Raw genomic sequence first — 17,981 nt, 5'->3', positions numbered from 1 at the left:
GGTCAGCCGGCCGGCGGGACGAACTCGGGCTGGTCGATGATGCGCAGCCAGCTGCCGTCCGGCTGGCGCCGTACGACCTGCGCCCGCGCGCCGGTGCCGTCCTTGGGCGGCGTCGAGGTGAGCGCGATGTCTCCGAAGACCAGCGTCGGCAGCGGCTCCTCCGGCTCGAAGTGCGGTCGCCCGGCCAGCACCTTCTCCCACAGCTCCCGGATCGCCTCCCGGCCCACCGTCTGGCTGCCGGGCGGGTAGGCCAGCACCGCGTCCGCCTCGTACAGCGCGGCCACCCCGGCCGCGTCACCGGCGTTGGACCGCTCGACGAACAGGCGCGTGATGTCCTCGGGCCGCATGGCCTTCTCATGTTCCGGCATGGATTCCTCCTCAGGCGTTCACTGCGTCCAGCCTGCCGCCGCCCTGGCCAGAAGTCCAACAGATGGTTCTTATGGAAACTAGAATTAGCAGTCATGGAACTGAGGCAGCTGGAGTATTTCGTCGCGGTCGCCGAGGAGCAGAACTTCACGCGGGCCGCCGAGCGGGTGCACATCAGCCAGTCCGGCGTCAGCGCCCAGATTCGCCAGCTCGAGCGCGAGCTGGGGGCCGAGCTGTTCGACCGGTCGGGGCGCACCGCCACGCTGACGGTCGCGGGCAAGGCGGCACTCGAGCACGCCAGGGCCGCGCTGGCGGCCGCGGGGGCGGTCGGCGAGGCCGTGGGCGAGGTGACCGACCTGATCCGGGGGCGGCTCACCCTCGGGATGGTGATCGGGTGCACGATCACGCCGCTGTTCGACGCGCTCGCCGCCTTCCACCGGGCACATCCCGGCGTGCAGGTCGTTCTCCTGGAGGACAACTCCGACCGCCTCGTCGAAGGGGTCCGCGCCGGCAATCTTGACCTGGCGCTCGTCGGCACGGCCACCGCCGCTCCCGAGGGGCTGCAGGCGCTCACGATCGTCAGCGAGCGCCTCGTGGTGACCGTCCCGCCCGGCCATCCCCTGGCCGCACTCCCCCAGGTCACGCTGCGCGACCTGAGCGCGTACCCGATCGTGTGCATGCCGCCCGGCACCGGGCTGCGCGCCGTCTTCGACCAGGCGTGCGCCGCGCAGGGCCGGCAGCCCGTGATCGCCCTGCAGGCCAGCGCCGCCGACGCCATCGCCGACCTCGCCGCCCGCGGCGTCGCCGTCGGCATCCTCAGCGACTCGATGGCCGCCCGCTACCGCGACCGGCTCACCGCCCGCACCATCGCCGACGTGGAAATACCCGCCCTGCTCGCGCTGGTGTGGCGGGCCGGGCAGCGCCCTGCCGTACGGGAGCTCCTCGTGCACGCGCGCCGGGCCTTCTCCGCCCGTTGACGAGTCGTCATCGGCTGGCGATGAGGCGCATCGCCTGCCGTACGACCTCGGCCTGTGCGGGAGCGAGCCCGTCGAGGAACGGCTCCATCACCGCCGGCTCCCAATCGGGCGGGCCCGCGTGCACCAGCAGGTGCTCCCGGCTGTAGTCGGCGAGCATCGCGGCCAGCGGCGCCACCCTCGGATCGTCCGGCGAGGCGTCGGCGAGCGCGTCGAGCCGCCGGTAGAACTCGTGCCCGCGCGCCGTCACCTCCGGGTCGGCGGCCATCGAGCCGAACATCGCGAACGCCCGTTCCCGGCCGGTGTCGGTCGCCATGCTGTCCATCAGCACCAGCAGGTCACGGTCCCAGGCCGCCGCCTTCGAGGCGGGCAGGTCCACCGTGCGCAGGAACGCCATCAGGTCGGGCGAGGCCGTGTCGTCGGGGCCCAGCGTTCCGTTCTCGGCTCGCTCGAGCACCTCGGCCAGGCGGGCGCGGCGTACCCGGATCTCGTGCTCCTGCCTGGCCAGATCCGCGTCGATCTCGGCGAGGATCTCGGGCAGCTCCCTGGAGCGGTCGTCCGCGATCACCTCGCGCGCCTCCTCCAGGCTCAGCCCGAGCTCCACCAGGCGGCGGACGCGGGCCAGGGCGACCGCGTCGCGCATGCCGTACTCGCGGTAGCCGTTGGTCAGGCGCGGCGGCTCCGGCAGGATGCCTTGCTGGTGGTAATAGCGCACAGTACGGGTGGACACCCCGAGCAGCGCGGCGAGCTCTCCGATCCGCATGCTTCAGAATAAATCATTGGCATTCGCCGAGCCGCACCGGTTACTGTCGTGCACATCGGAAGAACGAAAGGAAAGGCCCGCCATGCGATTCGCAGCTGAACGCGTCTATTGCCGGTGCACGGCGTGCCGCGGCGCGCTCGCGCTGGCCGGCAGGGCTTCTGGATAACCCTCACGAAGGACCGTCCAGAGGCCGCCGGGTGCACACCGGGCGGCCTTTTTTCTTCGGTCTTTTCCTGCGGGCTGATGGTGAAAAGGCATCACACCTGCCTTGCAAGCAGGAGTTCAGGTTTCGAGATCCTGTCGGTCCACGTCAGCGCGCGTCCGTAGCCCAAATGGGAGAGGCACCGGCCTCAGGAGCCGGACGGTGCGGGTTCGAATCCCGCCGGACGTACGAAATTCAAGGCCCCGTTGGTCTAGCGGTCAGGACGCCCGGCTTTCAACCGGGAAATCGCCGGTTCGAGTCCGGTACGGGGTACGAACTGTCCATTCTCTGGCCAGACAATGCGCGAGCTGGGCACTTGGGGAGCCCACCCGGCTGTAAACCGGACGCTTCGGCTGTGGCGGTTCGACTCCGTCCTCGCGCACTTCCGCCTCGACCGACGGGGGCCGGGGCGGCTTGGCGCAGTTCGCCGGTTGCGGAGGCAGGATTGCAAATCCTGTCCGAGCGAGTTCGACTCTCGCCTGCGTCTCTTCGATGTCCGGGTTGACATCTTTCCCGGGATTCGCGTGTAATGGCCGTCGCGTCGCGTGACGCCGGCCGGGAGGACGGCGGCGGCATGGAGGCGCCGTATCAAGGGGGATGACACCGTGGCTTCTTACATCGCCGGACGTGCCTGAGCGCACCCGGGCCGCCGCGCATTGCCTGCGCGGGGTTTTCCACGTCATCGACATCCATCCCGCCTTGGAGCTGGCACACGCATGCCCATTGACTTCAACCAGCAGATCATTGAGGAATTCCGGGCCAACCGCGGTCAGGTCGGCGGCCCGTTCGAAGGAGCCAGGCTGCTCCTGCTGACGACCGTCGGAGCGAAGACGGGCGCGCCCCACACGACGCCGCTCGGTTACCTGCCCGACGGCGAGCGCATCCTGATCATCGCCTCGGCCGGCGGCTCACCCCGGCACCCGGCCTGGTACCACAACCTGGTCGCCAACCCGCAGGTCAACGTGGAGGACGGCGTCTTCACCTACCAGGCGAAGGCGGTCGTGCTGGAGGGCGACGAACGCGAGCGCATGTTTGCCCGCGCCGTCGAGGCCGACCCCGGCTGGGGCCGCTATCAGGACACCTCCGGCAGGACCCTGCCCGTGGTCGCGCTCATCCCGATCTTCGAGGGGCCGCCCGCCGGCCGTGTGGGTGACGCGCTCAAGACGGTGCACGACGCCTTCCGCAGGGAGCTGGCCCGCATCCGCGCCGAGGTCGCCGCGTCGGGCCCGCACCTGGTTGCGCAGCTGCGCGTCAACTGCCTGACCATGTGCCACAACCTGCACGAGCACCACTCACGCGAGGACGGGTTCGTGTTCCCGGCGATGGAGGACCGCTATCCGGAGCTCGCCCAGGTGATGGAGCGGCTGCGCGCCGAGCACGAGGTCGTCCAGCGGCTGCTCGAACAGCTCCAGACCCTCCTCGCCGCCGACGACCTGGCCCCCGGCACGCTCTTGACCGAGGTCAACCGGCTCACCAAGGAGGTCGAGGCCCACCTGGACTACGAGGAGGAGTACCTCGTACCCCTCCTGAACCAGGGCTGAGCTGAGCCCTTACGGCTGCCCGGGGCCGGCCACCTGCTCGGCCGCTCTCCCGATCCTCGCCAGCTTGGCGAGCGCGGGTCGGGAGAGCACGGCCTCGATGTCGTGCAACGCGAGGATCACCTCCTCGACGCCGTCGATGGGCGACTCGCGCTCCCTGTTGAGCAGGACGCCCCTGTAATCCTCTGGAGTGACGGCCCCGCCGGGCAGCTCGACCCCGCCCTCCTCCACCCGGAACAGTGCCGGGATGGACGTGTCCAGCGCCAGGGCGAGGCCGGTCAGCTCGGCGGCCGTGAAGGAGCGCTGGCCACGTTCGGCCTGGTGAACGGCCTGCCGGCTCCAGGGCCTGTCGAGGTAGCGCCCCAGGGCCTCGCCCAGCTCGGTGAGCGACAGCCGCCGCTCCGCGCGCAGCCGCGCGATCTGCCGGCCGATGGCCTCTTCAACCCGCATCCGTCCCCCTGGTGTCATCGTAGGCAATGACGTGGATATGCCCGCATTGACAGCGGCTCCTCGGCGAGCTACTGTACCGCTACAGATTTACCTGTCACTGTCACGGATGACAAGCGGGTGTCGCCACATGCGAGAGTTTCAGTTAGAAGTGATCGGCCCGATCGGCGACTGCGCCGTGCTGAAGGTCGCGGGCGAGGTCGATGTGGATACCGCTCCCCAGCTTCGCGAGCGGCTGGTGGACCTGGCGGGCAAGGGCATCCGCCACGTCGTCACCGACATGAGCGGAGTCGACTTCCTCGACTCGACCGGCCTGGGAGTCCTGGTGGGCGGCCTCAAGCGGCAGCGCACCCACGGCGGCACGCTCACCCTCGTCACCGACGCGGAGCGCATCCTGCGCATCTTCCGGATCACGGGGCTCGTCACCGTGCTGCCTCCCCGCGCTTCGGTCTCCGAGGCGATCGCGGCAGATCCCGGCTGGCGGCAGGCGGCCGAGGCAAGGGCGGGAAGCGTCGAAGAATGGTGCCGGGCGCACGGCCTGACCTGACCCATGTCCGGGCGACACGCCGTCATCATCCCTGGCGGCAGCTACGGACCACTGGCCGGGCTGCTCGCCTATGTGGGCGAAACCGCCGCTCGCCGGGGAGCGCACCTCGAGCTGATCTCGTGGACGCCGCCGCCGGGCCGGCCGTTGGATGAGCGCCTGCCCTGGGTCCTTGGCCAGGTGACGACGGCCGTGGAAGCCTTCCTCGACACCGTCGTCTGGCGTTGACGGACGGCGCTCACGCGCCCAGCCCCGACTCCAAGTGCTCCAGTGCCTTGTCGAGCTCGGCGGGCCCGTCCATCTCGGAGTCCCGCGCCCACTCCAGCCAGACCAGGGCCACGACCCCGAAGACCGCCCCCATGACGTTCCGCAGTCGAGGGTCGTCTGGCCTGCACCCCGTCTTGTCCGCCAGCAGCGCGCCGATCTCCTCCAGGACGCCGGAGGCCTTGCGCAGGTTGGCCGCCACCAGCTCGGGAACGGTCGTCGCGAACACCTCCCGCGCGTGCCCGGCCGCGATCTCCTCAGCGGTCAAGGAGGCGAACGCCGTACGGAACGCGCCCCGCAGGACGGTGACCGGCGCGCCCGGCGGCTGAGCCGCGATCCCCTCGATGAGGGGCGGAAACTGATCGAGCGTGACCAGATGCTCCTTCGTCGGGAAATAGCGGAAGAAGGTGGCGGGGGAAACCTCGGCAGCTTCGGCGATCTGCTCGGTGGTGGTGGCGTTGTAGCCCCGCTCGCGGAAGAGCCTGAACGCTTCACGCAGGATCGTCTCCCTGGTCCTGGCCTTCTTGCGCTCGCGTAGCCCGCCGTTGCCCATGTGCTCATTCTGCCGCACTCAAAAATGATGGTATACTCTCATAAGAGAGTTCTGTCTCAGACGCTGGCCCGCCTGGCTTTCCCCGACGGCCATGTCGGCTGGCTCGTGACCGGCTACGGCCTAGCCCGCGCGATCCTGTCCGATTCCCGCTTCAGCGTCCGGCCGGAGCTGCGGCACTCCGTGCTGCCCGGCCCCGCGCTGACCGACGCCGCGGTCGAGGAACTGCTGCGCTACCTCACCATCGTTCACCGGGGCGCGCCCGACCGCGCCGCTCTGGAGGACGTCGAGGTGGGCGGCAGGCTCATCCGCAAGGGCGAGACCGCGGTCATGGGACTGCCGCGATCAACCGCGACCCGGAGCGGTTCGCCGACCCCGCCACCTTGCGGCTCGAGCGCGGGAACGCCCGGCAGCACCTGGCCTTCGGGCACGGGGTCCACCAGTGCCTGGGGCAACACAACTCGCCCGCATCGAGATGCGCATCGCCTACCGCGCGCTGTTCGAGCGCTTTCCCACCCTGCGCCTGGCGGTTCCGGCGGAGGAGATCCCGATGTGCGAGAGCTCGATTGTCTACGGGGTGTGGCGGCTGCCGGTCGCCTGGTGAGCATCGCTTTCCTTGCCTCGATGATCGCGGCAGTGGTAGGTTCGTTGAATAAACGTTTACTCAACGAATGGGCTCCCGTGCGGACAAGGAAAGAGCAGGCGGAGTGGCGGCGTGAGCAGTTGCTCGACGCGGCCCTGGGGGTCTTCGCCCACAAGGGCGTGGACGGGGCGTCGATCAAGGATCTCGCCGAGGCGGCAGGCGTGACGCCCGGCCTGCTGTACCGGTACTTCGACAGCAAGGACGCGCTGGTGGAAGCGCTGCTCAGAGAGCGGGGCTTCCTGCCGCGGCTGCGCGAGCTGCTGACCGCCGACCACGGTGGGCGGCCGGCTCGCCAGACGCTGGCCGACCTGCTGGCCGCGTTCGACGCTTTGCTGGCCGACAACGCCGACCTGGTGGCAGTGTTCTTCAGCGCCGTCCACGCCCGCGCGGCGCTGGCAGAGCTGGTGAGCGAGGGGCAGCGGCTGATCGGCGGATTCCTGGCGGAGCAGGTTGCCGCCGGCGAGCTGCCCCCGCATGACACGCAGACCGCGGCACGCGTGCTGTTCGCCACGGTGGCCGTCAACCGCGGAGTCGGCACCCCGGTCGACATCGGGAGCCTGGTTGAGCTGATCTTCCCTCGGAAAGGGTGAGACATCGTGCGTGTCGAGAGAACCAGGTGCTGCGTCGTCGGCGGCGGGCCCGCCGGCATGATGGCCGGGCTACTGCTGGCCCGGCAGGGTTGCGAGGTCATCGTGCTGGAGAAGCACGCCGACTTCCTCAGGGACTTCAGGGGGGACACCGTCCATCCCTCCACGCTGGAGCTCATCGCCGAGCTCGGCTGGATCGAGGAGTTCCTGCAGCTGCCGCACGCCAAGATGCGCGAGGTGACCGTCAGCATCGGCGGCCGTCAGATCACCTTCGCCGACTTCCGGCGGCTGCCTGCGCGCTGCCCCTACATCGCGTTCATGCCACAGTGGGACTTCCTGGACTTCCTGGCGAACAAGGCCGCTGGGTACGCGGGATTCCGGCTGATGCGCGACGCCCGGATGACCGAGCTGATCGCCGAGGGCGGCCGGACGGTGGGCGTGCGGGCGACCACCACGCAGGGACCATTGGAGGTGCGGGCCGACCTGGTGATCGCCGCCGACGGACGGCACTCGACCGCGCGGGAGCAGGCCGGGCTGGAGCCGGCACGCAGCGCCCCGCCGATGGACGTGCTGTGGTTCCGCCTGCCCCGCCGGCAAGGCGACCAGGTGCCGTTCTTCCAGAACGGGCGGGGCGGCGTGCTGATCTCGATCGACCGGGGCGACTACTTCCAGCACGCCTACGCGATCCCGGTGGGCGACTACCCGAAGTTGCGCGAGGCGGGCCTGCCGGCGTTCCATGAGCGGATCGGCGCGGCCGCACCGGCCCTGGCCGACCGTGTCACCCTGATCGACGACTGGGAGAAGGTGCACGATCTCACCGTCCGGGTCGACCGGCTGAGCCGCTGGCACCGTCCTGGGCTGCTGTTCATCGGCGATGCCGCGCACGCCATGGCGCCCGCCGGCGGCGTCGGCATCAACCTCGCCGTCCAGGACGCAGTGGCGACCGCCAACCTGCTCGCCCCGGTTCTGCGTCGCGGCGGCGAGGTGAGCGAGAACGAACTCGCCAAAGTTCAGGCACGCAGGGAGTGGCCGGCCAAGGTGACTCAGGCGTTCCAGGTGAGGGTGCTTCGGGGGCTTTATCCCAAGGACCTCATCGACGACACCGCCGACCACGCGCCGCTGGTCTTCGACGCATTCCGTGCGCTTCCACCGCTGCGTCATGCCATGGGCAGGTTCATCGGGCTGGGCGCCCGCCCGGAACACATCACCCAGCCGCTCGCCTAGCCGTTCTCCCGCGAGGTTCTGGGCGCGGCATCCGGCGGCGCGCCGACCGCCCGCGGCAGCAAGACCATCCCCGGGAGCAGGGGCGCCCGCCCTGGTGGGCGCTCCTAGCGGGCGTCCAGTGCAGCCCTCAGCCGCTCGTACGTCGGAGCCAGGCGGCGCAGCCCGGCCGCGAGCGCCGCATCATCGCCTGACACGGTGTCAGGGTCAAGACGTGGCCTCCACGACCTGGCATCATGATCTGACCGATGAGGAGTGGATACGGCGGGAGCCGTCGCCACTCGGTTCGACAAGCGTGAGCGCATCCACCAGGGCACCCCCGATGCCGCGTCGATCCGGATCTGGCTCCGCGACCCAGTGACATGATCAGGAGGCAGGCCGTCTAGGCGGCCTGGCTGATCGGGGTGTCCCAGTCGATGTGGTGGGTGTACATCCAGGCGTGGGCCTTGTCGCTGGCGAAGACCTTCAAGGCGATGGGCATCATCATGTCCCGGAAGACTCGGGCGACAGGGCCTGCCGTCTTGGAGTTGCTGAGCTTGCGCGAGTAGGCGACGACCTTCTCCACACGGTTGCGACGGAGCTCCTCGTAGGAGGTGAACGCGGCGGTGGCGCCGGGTGCGTCGCGCAGGCACTTGGCCAGGGTGATGGCGTCTTCGATTGCCATGGAGGCGCCCTGACCCGCGCTGGGCGAGGTCGCGTGCACGGCGTCGCCGATGAGGACGACCGGGCCGCGGTGCCAGAGCGGGCTGGTCGGCATGTCATGGACCGGGTGGGCGCCGATCTCGCCGATGCTGTTGCCGATGATCTGGTTGATGAGCGGCATGTCGTCGGCGAACAGGTCGAGCAGGTGCCGCTTCCACTCCTGCGGTGAGATCTGGGCGAGTTCTTCGCGGGTGGGTTCGTCGGGACGGTGCAAGTTGGCGAACCAGTAGATCTCGCCGGACTCGCGGACCAGGTAGCCGAAGAACGCGCGCTTGCCGAAGACGAAGTGCTGGGTGCCGATGGTCGGGGCGAGACCGGCGATGTGGCTGTAGCCGCCGACACCGACCAGGCCGGTGAAGCTCGGCTTCGGCGCCTCGGGGTTCATGAGCTGGCGGGTGCGGGAGTGGATGCCGTCGGCGCCGATCAGGATGTCGCCGGTGGCCGTGGTGCCGTCGGCGAAACGGGCCACCACCCCCTGCCCGGTGGCCTGGTAGGACTCCAGGCGTTTGCCGTACTGAACGGAGATGCCCCGCTCGAGCGCCTCCTCACGCAGGACCTTCTGCAGCAGGCCGCGCTTGACGCACACGCTCACCGTGCCGTCCGCGAGCCGGACGCCGTTGGCGACCTCGCCGAGCGGCTTGCCGGTGCCGCTCCACATGCGCATCCGAGGCATCGGGAAGCCGTCCGCCGCCTCCGCCACGTGGACGTCGATCGCGCGCAGCGCGTCCAGGCCGTTGGAGGCGGTGTTGAGAAACATCCCGGTGTAGTCGGCTGGCCGGTCATAGGCCTCGTACACGGCCGAGTCGATTCCCGCCCGCTGCAGCGCCATGGCCATGGTCGGCCCGGCGATGCCGCCGCCCACGATCAATGCCTTGGTCATGTCGACCGCCTTCCCTTCTGTGTTAGCCTCAGAGAACAATTTATTTAGTTCGGCCGAACGAAATATATGAGAGGAGTGGCTGCGATGGCAAGCGGAGACGCGGCGAAGCGGGCCGATCTGCTCGCGGCGCTGCACACGGCGGGCCGCGAGCAGAGCAACGCCGCGGTCATGTTCCACACCGCCCTCAGCGCGCGGATGGAGCTGAGCATGACCGAGGAGAAGACCCTCGACCTGCTGGAACGGCTCGGTCCGTGCACTGCGGGGGAGATCGCGGAGAGGACCGGCCTGGCACCCGCGTCGGTCAGCGGTCTGATCGACCGGCTGGAACGCAAGGGATTCGCCAGGCGTGTGCGCGACACCGTCGACCGGCGCCGGGTCCTCGTCGAGATCGACCACGATCTCGGGGCCCGGATGGCGCCGCTGTTCGAGAACTTCGTCCGCGGCCTGAACGAGCTGTACGCCGACTACAGCGTCGAGCAGCTCGGAGTGATCCTGGATTTCCTCCGCAGGTCGGCCGCGATGCAGCAGGAGGCCACCGCTCTGCTCACCGCAGAGACGACGTAGCTCGGAAAGTAGCCCGCAAACCGCGCGGGAACGGGCGTACTTCAATCAAGGTAGATGTGCTGACGCTGCCACCAAGCAGCGCGCGATCGAGGCTTGGAGCGCGCCGAGCCTTCGCGGTCGGCGGCGATGACGTAGGAAGCACCCTGCGCCTTGGCCGCCTGCACCGCCACCGACCCCAACGCCCCGCAAGCCCCCAGCACGAGCACCGACTCGCCGGGCTGGAGCCCCGCACGCCAGCTCAGAGCGCACCACGCGGCCAGGCCGGTGTTGCCCAGCGCGGCCGCGGTGACATCCTCCACCCCCGCGGCCACATCCAGCAGGCCAGCCTCGCTCACCAGGACGTGCTGCGCCCAAGACCCGTGAGGGGCCACCGGAGCGTCAAAGAAGACGCGACGCCCCTCGGCCGTCCGCCACCCCATCGGATCCGGCAACGAAAGGAACGGCAGGCGAAGGAGTTGGGACGCCTTCACCGCCTCCGTCCAGCCCTACGTCGGGTGATTGACCGGCTGTGGCAGCAAGACCATCAGCGCCACCAGGACGACGGCGGCCGGTACGCCCCAGAAGAGCACGTCAGGGATGGCCGCGGCGGTCGCCGCCGGGCTGGGGGCGCGGTCCTGGAGCCCACGGGTGAGGAGGTTGCCGAAGACCGCCACGCCGAGCGAGAGGCCCAGCCCGCGGATGGACACCGTGGCGGAGGTCGTGGCGGCCAGATCCGCAGGTGAGGCCGCGTTCTGCGCAACCACCACCAGGTTCTGCATCAGCAGCCCGAAGCCGGCTCCCAGCACGCCGATCTCCACGGCGAGCAGGGCGTACGCGGTGCCGGGTTCTAGCCGGCTCAGCAGCGTGAATCCCAGCACCGCGAGCACCGCGCCCGCGATCAGGTAGGGCTTGAACCGGCCGCTGGCGCCGATGCGGGCGCCGGCGAGGGAGGAGACCGCCATGAACGTCAGGACGTACGGATTGAGCGCCAGGCCGGCCTGAGTGGCGCCCATGCCGTAGGCGGCCTGCAGGTACGTGGGCAGGTAGACGATCGACCCGCCGAGCAGCGCGCCCAGCAGCGCAGTGGCGGGAAGCACGACGCGCAGCGTGGGGTCGGTGAACAGCCGCAGGGGCAGCAGCGGACTGGCCGCACGGCGTTCCCACCAGACGAACAGGGCCGCCAGCACAGCCAAGGCGCCGATCAGCGCGAGGATCACGCCGGAGCTCCACGCATACGTGCGGCCACCCCATTCGGCCACCAGCAGCAGAGCCACGATGGCGCCTGTGATCAACGCTGCCCCCGCCAGGTCGACCTTGCCGTCCCCGCCGCTCTTCGGCAACCGCACGGCGAACGCGGCGAGTGCCATGCTGAGCAGGCCGAGGGGCAGGTTGATGTAGAAGATCCAGCGCCAGCCCCAGGCGTCGGTGATCCCGCCACCCGCGAGCGGACCGCCCACGCTGGCGAGTGCGAAGACGCCGCCGGTGAAGCCCTGAACCCTGCTGCGCAGATGCCGGGGGTACAGCTCCGACAGCGCGATGGTGGGCAGCACGAACAGCGCGCCCGCGCCGATGCCCTGCACGGTCCTGGCGGCGATCAGTTGCGGCATCGTCTGGGCCAGGCCGCACAGCGCGGAACCCGCGACGAACACGGCGACCGCGGTGACGAAGACCGCGCGCCGCCCGAACCGGTCGCTGATGCGGCCGTAGAGCGCGCCGGTCGCGGTGGAGGCCAGCACGTACGCGGTGATGATCCAGCCGATCGCGTCCATGCCGCCCAGATCGGCGGCGATGTCGGGCAGGGCGATGGCCACCACCGTCTGGTCCAGGACCGACAGCAGCATGCCGAGCAGCAGGCCGGCCGTGGCCAGCGGCACATTGCTGCCCCCCTTCGACGGGACGCCGGAGGCGGTCTGCGTGAGATCCGCGGACACCACGATCAGCCCCTTGCCTGCGCGAACGGGTTGGGCAGGTCGAAGTCGGCGCTCAGCAGGTCCTGGTCGACAACCGCTGCGGCGACGGTGCCGCTCGCCGCCGCGGCGATGACGGCGGCCATCGGCATCGGCACGCTGGCCCGGCGGGCCATGTCACCGGCGGCGTACACGCCGGGCACACTGGTCTGGCCGAACTCGTTCACCTCCACACATCCGTCGGCGAAGGTCGCGCAACCAAGGCGGGCGGCGAGGTCGGAGCGCTGGCGTGGCACGTTGACGACGAACACCGCGTCTCTGGCCAGGGATGGGCCGTCTTCGAACACGATCTGTTCCAGCTGTCCGTCCGTGCCCTCCAGGCGGGTGACGGTCTCACAGCGTACGCCGACACCGTGCGTTACCAGCGTGGCCTGCGCCGCGGGGTCGAACGGCCGGCCGCCGGTGCACAGCGCGACGTCGGCGGCGAAGCGGCTCAACTGCAGCGCCAGCCGTACTCGGGCCGGATCCGTGCCGAGCACCGCGACCCGCTTGCCGGTGCATTCGTAGCCGTGGCAGTAGGGGCAGTGGAAGGCGGAGCGGCCCCACATCGCCTCCACCCCGCGCGGGCCGGGAAGCTCGTCGGCCAGCCCGGTGGCCAGCAGCAGCCGCCGCGCCTCCACCGTCCCACCTCCGGACAGGTCCAGTTGGAAGCCGTCCCCGTCCAGCACACGGACGTCGGCGACCGCCCCCGTCCTGGTCTGCACCGTCGGGTATCCGGCCAGTTCCTCGCGGCCGAGCTTGCGCAACTCGGCCGGTGGGGTGCCGTCCCGGGTCAGGAAGTTGTGCACGTTCTCGGCGGCGGCGTTGCGGCCCTCTCCGGCGTCGAGCAGCAGCACCGTCCGGTGAACCCGTCCCAGGGCCAGCGCGGCGGCCATGCCGGCCGGCCCTCCCCCGATGGTGACGACGTCGAACATCTCTTGCCTCCTAGCGATGATCGCTTGACGTGAAGGCAAGTCTGCAAGTTAATGTCAACATGAAGTCAAGCGATTCCATGCGGATCGGGGAACTCGCGGAGCGGTTCGACCTCGCCCCGCATGTCCTGCGCCACTGGGAGGCCATGGGCTTGCTGACCCCTGCCCACAGAGTCAACGGCCGCCGCCGCTACACCCGAGACCATGTCATCCGCGTCATGACGATCATCCGCGCCAAAGCGGCGGGCATGAGCCTGGAGCAGATCCGCGACATCCTCACCGTCGCCGGCCAGGCCGAACGCCAGGCCCTCCTGCAGCGGCACCACGCGGAACTGGAACACCGGCTACAGGAGATATCGGCTTCCAAGGCGCTGATCGAGCACCTCATGCAGTGCACCGCGGACGACTTCACCCAGTGCCCTGCCTACCAGCGGATGGCGGAGAGCGCGGCCGGGCTCCACAACCTCCACAACGACGGGTGCGTGGTGAAATCGCCATAGCATGCGCCGAACCTCCAATGCTTCTGCATGACCAGCAGGAACGGCGGTGTGGCCGGTACACGCCGACCTGCTGGCGATGGATGAGGCGGATCGGCGGCTCGGCTGGGCGCTGCGGGTGTCACCGCTGTCTGGCGTCCCGCTCGGGGCGACATGCCGTTCTCTCGCGTCCCCGGGGCAGAGGATCTCACCCGCGCCGCCAACTGACCGTCGCCACACCAGGCGGCGGGCGCCTTCTTTGTCGGATCGGTCATCTCAGGGGTATCGAGGCGGCGGAAACGGTGAGGAAACATGCCGCTGTGTTGCATGTCGGCGTGACTCGACACCGATCATCATCATCGCCGCCGGCATGGTCCAGGCGAGCGATGCTCGGCATGCTGGGGGCGCTTCCGTTAGGGAGCATGGGCGGCCTGTCCGGCTTCCGTGTCAACCAGTTCAAAGTTCCCGGCCATGGCGGGACAGGCAGTCCCGCCATCGACGCCAGAATCCAGGAAATCATCCGCAGGCCTGAGTTCCAGGGCTCCCGCTGGGGCATGAAGGTCTCTTCGCTGAATTCGGGCGAAGACCTCTATTCGATGAACACGGATCAGCTGTTCATCGCCGGGTCGTCGTTCAAAATCTTCCCCGCCGGTACCGCCTTCTCGACGCTGGGTGGCGGCTATCGCTTCCGTACCAGGGTGTATCGCACAGGGCCGGTGGCGCGAGGCGTTCTGAAGGGCGATCTGGTTCTTGTGGCGGGCGGGGACCTGCTGCTGGGCGGCCGCGTCCAGCGCGACGGCACGCTTTCCCTGCCGGATCCCGACCACACTTACAACGCCAAGCCGCTCGCGGGTGACCCGCTGGGGACAATTCGGGGTCTTGCCCGCCAGGTGAGAGCCCGGGGAATCCGTCGCGTCGAAGGCGGCGTGCTGGTCGACGCCTCTCTGTTCCGTGAAGGGCTGGAGGACATCTTCAGCGACGGCATCAAGGCCGCGGTGTCGCCCATGATGGTCAACGACAACGTCGTGGACGTGTCAGTGCGGCCAGGGGCGCGGGTCGGGGCGCCGGGGCTGGTGAGGTTGTCGCCGGACACCGGATACGTACAGATCGCCAACGAGGTGACCACCATCGCCGCGGACAGGGCGGCGGACGCACGACGGCTGACGTTCACCGGTGACGTCGCGAGCTCGGCCGGCACGCGGCAGGTGCGGCTCGTCGGCGACGTCGTCCTCGGGGGTGAAGAGCAGTTCATCGCCTACCACGTGCCCGGCCCCACACGATTTGCTGAGACCGCCTTCACCACCGCGCTCGGGGACGCCGGGATCGGCGTGGACGCCGCTGCGGGCCGCGATCAGCCGGCGGCATATGACAATCCGCGCAACCTCCTTGCGGAGCAGGTCTCGCTGCCGTTGTCGGAGGAGGTGAAGGTCATGCTCAAGGTGAGTTCGAACGTGCATACCGTCCACTTCCCCTATCTGGTCGGGGCGATCGCCGGACGCGATGCGCGCAACGCCAAGCAGCGGGGCGAAGAACTCCAGAGCCGGCTCTTCCAGCAGGCGGGGCTGGACCCGAACCCGCCGGGCGCCGCCGACGTGAGATACACGCCGGACTTCTTCATCGGGTTCCTGCGCCACATGGCGCGGCAGCGGTACTTCCGCGAATTCCACCAGGCGCTGCCCATCATGGGCAGGGACGGGACCTTGGCCGACGTTGAGGAGGGCTCGCCCGCCGCGGGTCATGTCCACGCCAAGACTGGGACAGCAGGTACGACATCCCCCGACACGGGCGAGCCGCTGGTCGCCAAGGCGCTGGCAGGGTACATCGATCTTCCCGACGGCTCCAGGACGGCGTTCGCGGCATTCATGGAGCAGCATCCCACCTCTGCCGATCTTCTCGATGCCGCGGGCCAGGCGCTGGGCGAGATCGCGACAGCCGTTTACGAGGAGACGAGCCTGTCATGACCCACGAAACGTCCACTTCGCGCACCTCCCGGCGTTCCGTACTCGGGCTGCTGGGCGCCGCTCCGATCGCGGCCGGGCTGCTCACGGCCGGTCAGCCCGCACAGGCGGAGGCTTCGGCCTCCGGCTCGATTCCTGCCGATCTGCGGCCTGGCGGAAAGCTCGACCGTTTCGTCGCGGACCGGGCCGGCAAGGACCTGTTCTCCGGCGTCCTGCTGGTGGCCCATCAGGGCAGGCCGGTGCTGCGGCGCGCCTACGGCATGGCGAACAAGGCCTCCTCGGTTCCCAACCGGTTGGACACCCGTTTCGACATCGCGTCGGTGACCAAGACCTGCACCGCGGTGGCGGTCGCCCAGCTCGCACAGCAAGGCAAGATCGCCTTCCACGAGAAGCTCGGCACCTACCTCCAGGGGTTCCCGGCGGAGATCGGCCAGACCGTCACCGTTCACCAGCTCCTGACGCACACCTCCGGCGTCGGCAGGCCGGCCGTCGGCTCCCAACCGCCGACCAGACCGGAATGGGACACGGTCCAGAAGGTGTGGGACGGCACCGCGAAAGCCATCCGCGCTCTGCCGCTGCAGTTCACCCCAGGGACCCAGTACCGCTACAGCAACGACGGATTCTTCCTGCTCGGGGAGATCGTGGCCACGGTGTCGGGACGGTCCTACTACGACTACGTCCGCGAGCACGTCTTCGCCCCGGCCGGGATGACCCACTCGGACTTCTTCACCAAGGCCCAGGTGACAGCCGAGCGGACCATCGCACGCCCCTATGCGTCCCAGCCGTCCGGTTCCCGTGTCGACTTCACCACCAGCGACTTCTTCCCGTTCGTCGGCGGGCCGCACCGCGGCGCCTACTCCACCGCCACTGACCTGCTCGCCTTCGCACGTGCCCTGTGGAACGGCGCCCTGCTCGGCCCCGCCTACGCCGAACTGATCACCACCGGAAAGATGATCATGCCTCCGTCAGAGCAGCAGGGCCTCACCCGACAGCACCTGTTCTACGGCTACGGCTTCATCGACGCCATCGTGGGCGGCCGACACGTCGTCGGACACTCCGGCAGCGCCGCCGGCGCCGCCAACTACCTGGACACCTATCCCGGCCTCGACTGGGTGGCGCTGGTCCTCAGCAACTACGACACCCCCATCGCACCCATCGTCGAGACGGCACGACAGATCATCATCGGAAGCGCCCGGCCGAGGGCCGCCGCGGCTTCCTGACCGCTTCGCCTGAGTCCGACTCCGAGAAAGTTGTTTTCCGTGAATCACGCGACCGTTGTCCGCACCATCACCGCCGCGACCGCGGCGACCCTGCTGCTGGCCGCGACCCCGCCCGCGGCGGCGACCCCCGCTCGTACCGCCCCGGCTCAATCGCCGGCCAGTCCTCCTACTGACAGGCCCGACATCGGAGACGTCCAGCAGGCGATGGAAGCCCTGGCCAAGACCCCCGGCGTGGTGGGCGCCATCGGCGGGGCATACGTGGACGGCAAGCCGGCCGGCCAGGGATCCGCAGGATCGCGGCTGCTCGACGGCAAGGGAGGCAAGATCCCGCCGGACTCGCGCTTCCGCATCGGGTCACAGTCCAAGCAGATGGTGGCCACCGTGCTGCTCCAACTGGTCGAGGAAGGCAAGCTCGGCCTGGCGGACAAGCTCGGCGACCTGCTGCCCGAGGTGGCCGCCGACGGTCTGGTGGAGCGGGCCGACGAGATCACCGTGCGGCAGTTGATCCAGCACACGTCCGGCATCCCCGACTGGTTCCGCAAGGGTTCTTCAACGACGCCGGCGTTCGACGTCTTCGACTTCACCACCTACTACCGGCCGATCGACATCGTGAAGATGACCCGCGGGTGGCCGCGCACCGGGGAGCCCGGCGAGAAGTTCAGCTACTCCAACACCAACTACACCCTCATCGGCATGATCATCGAAAAGCTGACCGGCCACACCCTGGCGGACGAGCTCAAGCGGCGCCTCTTCCGCCCGCTGGGCATGACCGGGACCTACCAGCTCACCAAGCCTCCGCAGGGCATCAAAGGCCCGCACGGGCACGGCTACTACCCCGACTCCACCGGCATGCTGCGCGACGTGCACCGGTTCAACGCCAGTTACGGCAACGGAGCCGGAGGCGTCGTCTCCACCACACGTGACGTCAGCGCCTTCCAGCGAGCCTTCACCCGTGGCAAGCTGCTGCCGCCGTCACTGCAGCAGGTCCTCACCCAACCGCAGGCTAATGGCGGCGGGCAACAGGGCGCGGGTTTGTGCGGAGGGACGCTGAAAGGCGCCATGCCCGGCGGTTCGGCACCCGGTCTCACCGCGTTGACCTTCGCCTCGGCCGACGGCCGGCGCCAGTTCGCCATCTCTGTCACGCTGAACACCGCCGACACCCGCGCTGTCGTCCTCGCAATGATCAAGGCCGTCGAAGCCGTGCTCTGCCCGGCGACCTAATAAC

At 69.3% G+C, this 17,981-nt stretch carries 18 protein-coding genes, 5 tRNA genes and 2 pseudogenes; 17 read left to right on the top strand and 8 right to left on the bottom strand.

Annotation, left to right across the window (positions count from 1 at the left end):
* Positions 1 to 2: 2 nt before the first annotated feature.
* Positions 3 to 368 carry a YybH family protein gene (locus tag ABN273_RS42235; protein WP_349455065.1) on the bottom strand — a complete coding sequence of 122 codons (366 nt, stop codon included), beginning with the start codon at positions 366 to 368 and terminating at the stop codon, positions 3 to 5.
* 93 nt (positions 369 to 461) lie between these two features.
* Between ABN273_RS42235 and ABN273_RS42230 the strand changes: the two genes are divergently transcribed.
* Complete coding sequence (locus ABN273_RS42230) at positions 462 to 1,343, top strand: LysR family transcriptional regulator (RefSeq protein ID WP_349455064.1); 882 nt, start codon at positions 462 to 464, stop codon at positions 1,341 to 1,343.
* Between the two features lie 7 nt (positions 1,344 to 1,350).
* Here ABN273_RS42230 and ABN273_RS42225 read toward each other — a convergent pair whose 3' ends face one another.
* On the bottom strand, positions 1,351 to 2,103 hold the full coding sequence (locus tag ABN273_RS42225; RefSeq protein ID WP_349455062.1) for a MerR family transcriptional regulator: 753 nt from the start codon (positions 2,101 to 2,103) through the stop codon (positions 1,351 to 1,353).
* Between the two features lie 237 nt (positions 2,104 to 2,340).
* On the opposite strand from ABN273_RS42225, the gene ABN273_RS42220 reads away from it, so the two are divergent.
* From ABN273_RS42220 to ABN273_RS42195, 6 genes are all read left to right on the top strand, one after another.
* Positions 2,341 to 2,411: transfer RNA gene (locus ABN273_RS42220), tRNA-Ala, on the top strand.
* A gap of 9 nt (positions 2,412 to 2,420) precedes the next feature.
* Positions 2,421 to 2,494: transfer RNA gene (locus ABN273_RS42215), tRNA-Leu, on the top strand.
* 11 nt (positions 2,495 to 2,505) lie between these two features.
* Positions 2,506 to 2,578, top strand: a tRNA-Glu gene (locus ABN273_RS42210).
* A 28-nt stretch (positions 2,579 to 2,606) separates the two neighbouring features.
* A tRNA-Tyr gene (locus ABN273_RS42205) sits at positions 2,607 to 2,687 on the top strand.
* A gap of 34 nt (positions 2,688 to 2,721) precedes the next feature.
* A tRNA-Cys gene (locus ABN273_RS42200) sits at positions 2,722 to 2,792 on the top strand.
* Positions 2,793 to 3,021: 229 nt separating this feature from the next.
* Positions 3,022 to 3,846, top strand: a complete 825-nt coding sequence (locus ABN273_RS42195) for a nitroreductase/quinone reductase family protein (protein ID WP_349455061.1) — start codon at positions 3,022 to 3,024, stop codon at positions 3,844 to 3,846.
* 9 nt (positions 3,847 to 3,855) lie between these two features.
* On the opposite strand, the gene ABN273_RS42190 is transcribed toward ABN273_RS42195, so the two are convergent.
* Positions 3,856 to 4,293: a helix-turn-helix domain-containing protein gene (locus ABN273_RS42190; protein ID WP_349455060.1), complete on the bottom strand. Its 438-nt coding sequence runs from the start codon at positions 4,291 to 4,293 to the stop codon at positions 3,856 to 3,858.
* A gap of 127 nt (positions 4,294 to 4,420) precedes the next feature.
* On the opposite strand from ABN273_RS42190, the pseudogene ABN273_RS42185 reads away from it, so the two are divergent.
* Both ABN273_RS42185 and ABN273_RS42180 read left to right on the top strand, forming a co-directional pair.
* Positions 4,421 to 4,753: pseudogene (locus ABN273_RS42185) on the top strand (STAS domain-containing protein); the annotation flags it as partial.
* Between the two features lie 87 nt (positions 4,754 to 4,840).
* Positions 4,841 to 5,062, top strand: a complete 222-nt coding sequence (locus ABN273_RS42180; RefSeq protein WP_349455059.1) for a hypothetical protein — start codon at positions 4,841 to 4,843, stop codon at positions 5,060 to 5,062.
* Between the two features lie 10 nt (positions 5,063 to 5,072).
* Here ABN273_RS42180 and ABN273_RS42175 read toward each other — a convergent pair whose 3' ends face one another.
* Complete coding sequence (locus tag ABN273_RS42175) at positions 5,073 to 5,669, bottom strand: TetR family transcriptional regulator (protein WP_349455058.1); 597 nt, start codon at positions 5,667 to 5,669, stop codon at positions 5,073 to 5,075.
* A gap of 174 nt (positions 5,670 to 5,843) precedes the next feature.
* On the opposite strand from ABN273_RS42175, the pseudogene ABN273_RS42170 reads away from it, so the two are divergent.
* The 3 genes and pseudogenes from ABN273_RS42170 to ABN273_RS42160 all read left to right on the top strand — a co-directional run.
* Positions 5,844 to 6,252 (top strand): annotated as a pseudogene (locus tag ABN273_RS42170) (cytochrome P450); the annotation flags it as partial.
* Positions 6,253 to 6,329: 77 nt separating this feature from the next.
* Positions 6,330 to 6,881: a TetR/AcrR family transcriptional regulator gene (locus tag ABN273_RS42165; RefSeq protein WP_349455057.1), complete on the top strand. Its 552-nt coding sequence runs from the start codon at positions 6,330 to 6,332 to the stop codon at positions 6,879 to 6,881.
* A gap of 6 nt (positions 6,882 to 6,887) precedes the next feature.
* Positions 6,888 to 8,102: an FAD-dependent oxidoreductase gene (locus tag ABN273_RS42160; protein ID WP_349455056.1), complete on the top strand. Its 1,215-nt coding sequence runs from the start codon at positions 6,888 to 6,890 to the stop codon at positions 8,100 to 8,102.
* 379 nt (positions 8,103 to 8,481) lie between these two features.
* Here the strand turns inward: ABN273_RS42160 and ABN273_RS42155 are convergent, their stop codons facing one another.
* Positions 8,482 to 9,681 (bottom strand): FAD-dependent monooxygenase, encoded by a 1,200-nt coding sequence (locus ABN273_RS42155; RefSeq protein WP_349455055.1) that lies wholly within the window; start codon positions 9,679 to 9,681, stop codon positions 8,482 to 8,484.
* A gap of 84 nt (positions 9,682 to 9,765) precedes the next feature.
* Here ABN273_RS42155 and ABN273_RS42150 point away from each other — a divergent pair, with 84 nt between their 5' ends.
* Positions 9,766 to 10,245, top strand: a complete 480-nt coding sequence (locus ABN273_RS42150) for a MarR family transcriptional regulator (RefSeq protein WP_349455054.1) — start codon at positions 9,766 to 9,768, stop codon at positions 10,243 to 10,245.
* A 41-nt stretch (positions 10,246 to 10,286) separates the two neighbouring features.
* Here ABN273_RS42150 and ABN273_RS42145 read toward each other — a convergent pair whose 3' ends face one another.
* From ABN273_RS42145 to ABN273_RS42135, 3 genes are all read right to left on the bottom strand, one after another.
* Entirely contained in the window at positions 10,287 to 10,580 is a 294-nt protein-coding gene (locus ABN273_RS42145) for an MDR/zinc-dependent alcohol dehydrogenase-like family protein (protein WP_349455053.1), read from the bottom strand.
* 150 nt (positions 10,581 to 10,730) lie between these two features.
* Positions 10,731 to 12,158, bottom strand: coding sequence for an MFS transporter (locus ABN273_RS42140; RefSeq protein WP_349455051.1), 1,428 nt, complete (start codon positions 12,156 to 12,158; stop codon positions 10,731 to 10,733).
* A 2-nt stretch (positions 12,159 to 12,160) separates the two neighbouring features.
* A complete protein-coding gene (locus ABN273_RS42135; protein WP_349455050.1) occupies positions 12,161 to 13,105 on the bottom strand; it encodes an NAD(P)/FAD-dependent oxidoreductase in 945 nt (314 codons plus the stop codon).
* Positions 13,106 to 13,164: 59 nt separating this feature from the next.
* Here ABN273_RS42135 and ABN273_RS42130 point away from each other — a divergent pair, with 59 nt between their 5' ends.
* The 4 genes from ABN273_RS42130 to ABN273_RS42115 all read left to right on the top strand — a co-directional run bounded on the left by ABN273_RS42130 (position 13,165) and on the right by ABN273_RS42115 (position 17,977).
* The gene (locus ABN273_RS42130) at positions 13,165 to 13,602 is read left to right on the top strand and encodes a MerR family transcriptional regulator (RefSeq protein ID WP_349455048.1); all 438 of its coding nucleotides are present in this window, start codon (positions 13,165 to 13,167) and stop codon (positions 13,600 to 13,602) included.
* Positions 13,603 to 13,964: 362 nt separating this feature from the next.
* On the top strand, positions 13,965 to 15,539 hold the full coding sequence (gene dacB, locus ABN273_RS42125; protein ID WP_349455047.1) for a D-alanyl-D-alanine carboxypeptidase/D-alanyl-D-alanine endopeptidase: 1,575 nt from the start codon (positions 13,965 to 13,967) through the stop codon (positions 15,537 to 15,539).
* Entirely contained in the window at positions 15,536 to 16,756 is a 1,221-nt protein-coding gene (locus ABN273_RS42120) for a serine hydrolase domain-containing protein (protein WP_349455046.1), read from the top strand. Before dacB ends, ABN273_RS42120 begins: the two co-directional genes overlap by 4 nt.
* Before the next feature lie 39 nt (positions 16,757 to 16,795).
* Positions 16,796 to 17,977, top strand: a complete 1,182-nt coding sequence (locus ABN273_RS42115) for a serine hydrolase domain-containing protein (RefSeq protein ID WP_349455045.1) — start codon at positions 16,796 to 16,798, stop codon at positions 17,975 to 17,977.
* The last annotated feature ends 4 nt before the right edge of the window (positions 17,978 to 17,981 follow it).

Source organism: Nonomuraea sp. B19D2, assembly GCF_040137845.1.
Lineage (GTDB): Bacteria > Actinomycetota > Actinomycetes > Streptosporangiales > Streptosporangiaceae > Nonomuraea.
Note: the sequence above shows the minus strand (reverse complement) of the source record. Positions and strands in the feature narration are given on the sequence as shown.

Coding starts and splice junctions, on each gene's coding strand:
- ABN273_RS42120 (WP_349455046.1), top strand. CDS start 15,536: ATGACCCACGAAACGTCCACTTCGCGCACCTCCCGGCGTTCCGTACTC.
- dacB (WP_349455047.1), top strand. CDS start 13,965: ATGCTCGGCATGCTGGGGGCGCTTCCGTTAGGGAGCATGGGCGGCCTG.
- ABN273_RS42195 (WP_349455061.1), top strand. CDS start 3,022: ATGCCCATTGACTTCAACCAGCAGATCATTGAGGAATTCCGGGCCAAC.
- ABN273_RS42150 (WP_349455054.1), top strand. CDS start 9,766: ATGGCAAGCGGAGACGCGGCGAAGCGGGCCGATCTGCTCGCGGCGCTG.
- ABN273_RS42230 (WP_349455064.1), top strand. CDS start 462: ATGGAACTGAGGCAGCTGGAGTATTTCGTCGCGGTCGCCGAGGAGCAG.
- ABN273_RS42130 (WP_349455048.1), top strand. CDS start 13,165: ATGAAGTCAAGCGATTCCATGCGGATCGGGGAACTCGCGGAGCGGTTC.
- ABN273_RS42235 (WP_349455065.1), bottom strand. CDS start 368: ATGCCGGAACATGAGAAGGCCATGCGGCCCGAGGACATCACGCGCCTG.
- ABN273_RS42155 (WP_349455055.1), bottom strand. CDS start 9,681: ATGACCAAGGCATTGATCGTGGGCGGCGGCATCGCCGGGCCGACCATG.
- ABN273_RS42180 (WP_349455059.1), top strand. CDS start 4,841: ATGTCCGGGCGACACGCCGTCATCATCCCTGGCGGCAGCTACGGACCA.
- ABN273_RS42135 (WP_349455050.1), bottom strand. CDS start 13,105: ATGTTCGACGTCGTCACCATCGGGGGAGGGCCGGCCGGCATGGCCGCC.
- ABN273_RS42190 (WP_349455060.1), bottom strand. CDS start 4,293: ATGCGGGTTGAAGAGGCCATCGGCCGGCAGATCGCGCGGCTGCGCGCG.
- ABN273_RS42225 (WP_349455062.1), bottom strand. CDS start 2,103: ATGCGGATCGGAGAGCTCGCCGCGCTGCTCGGGGTGTCCACCCGTACT.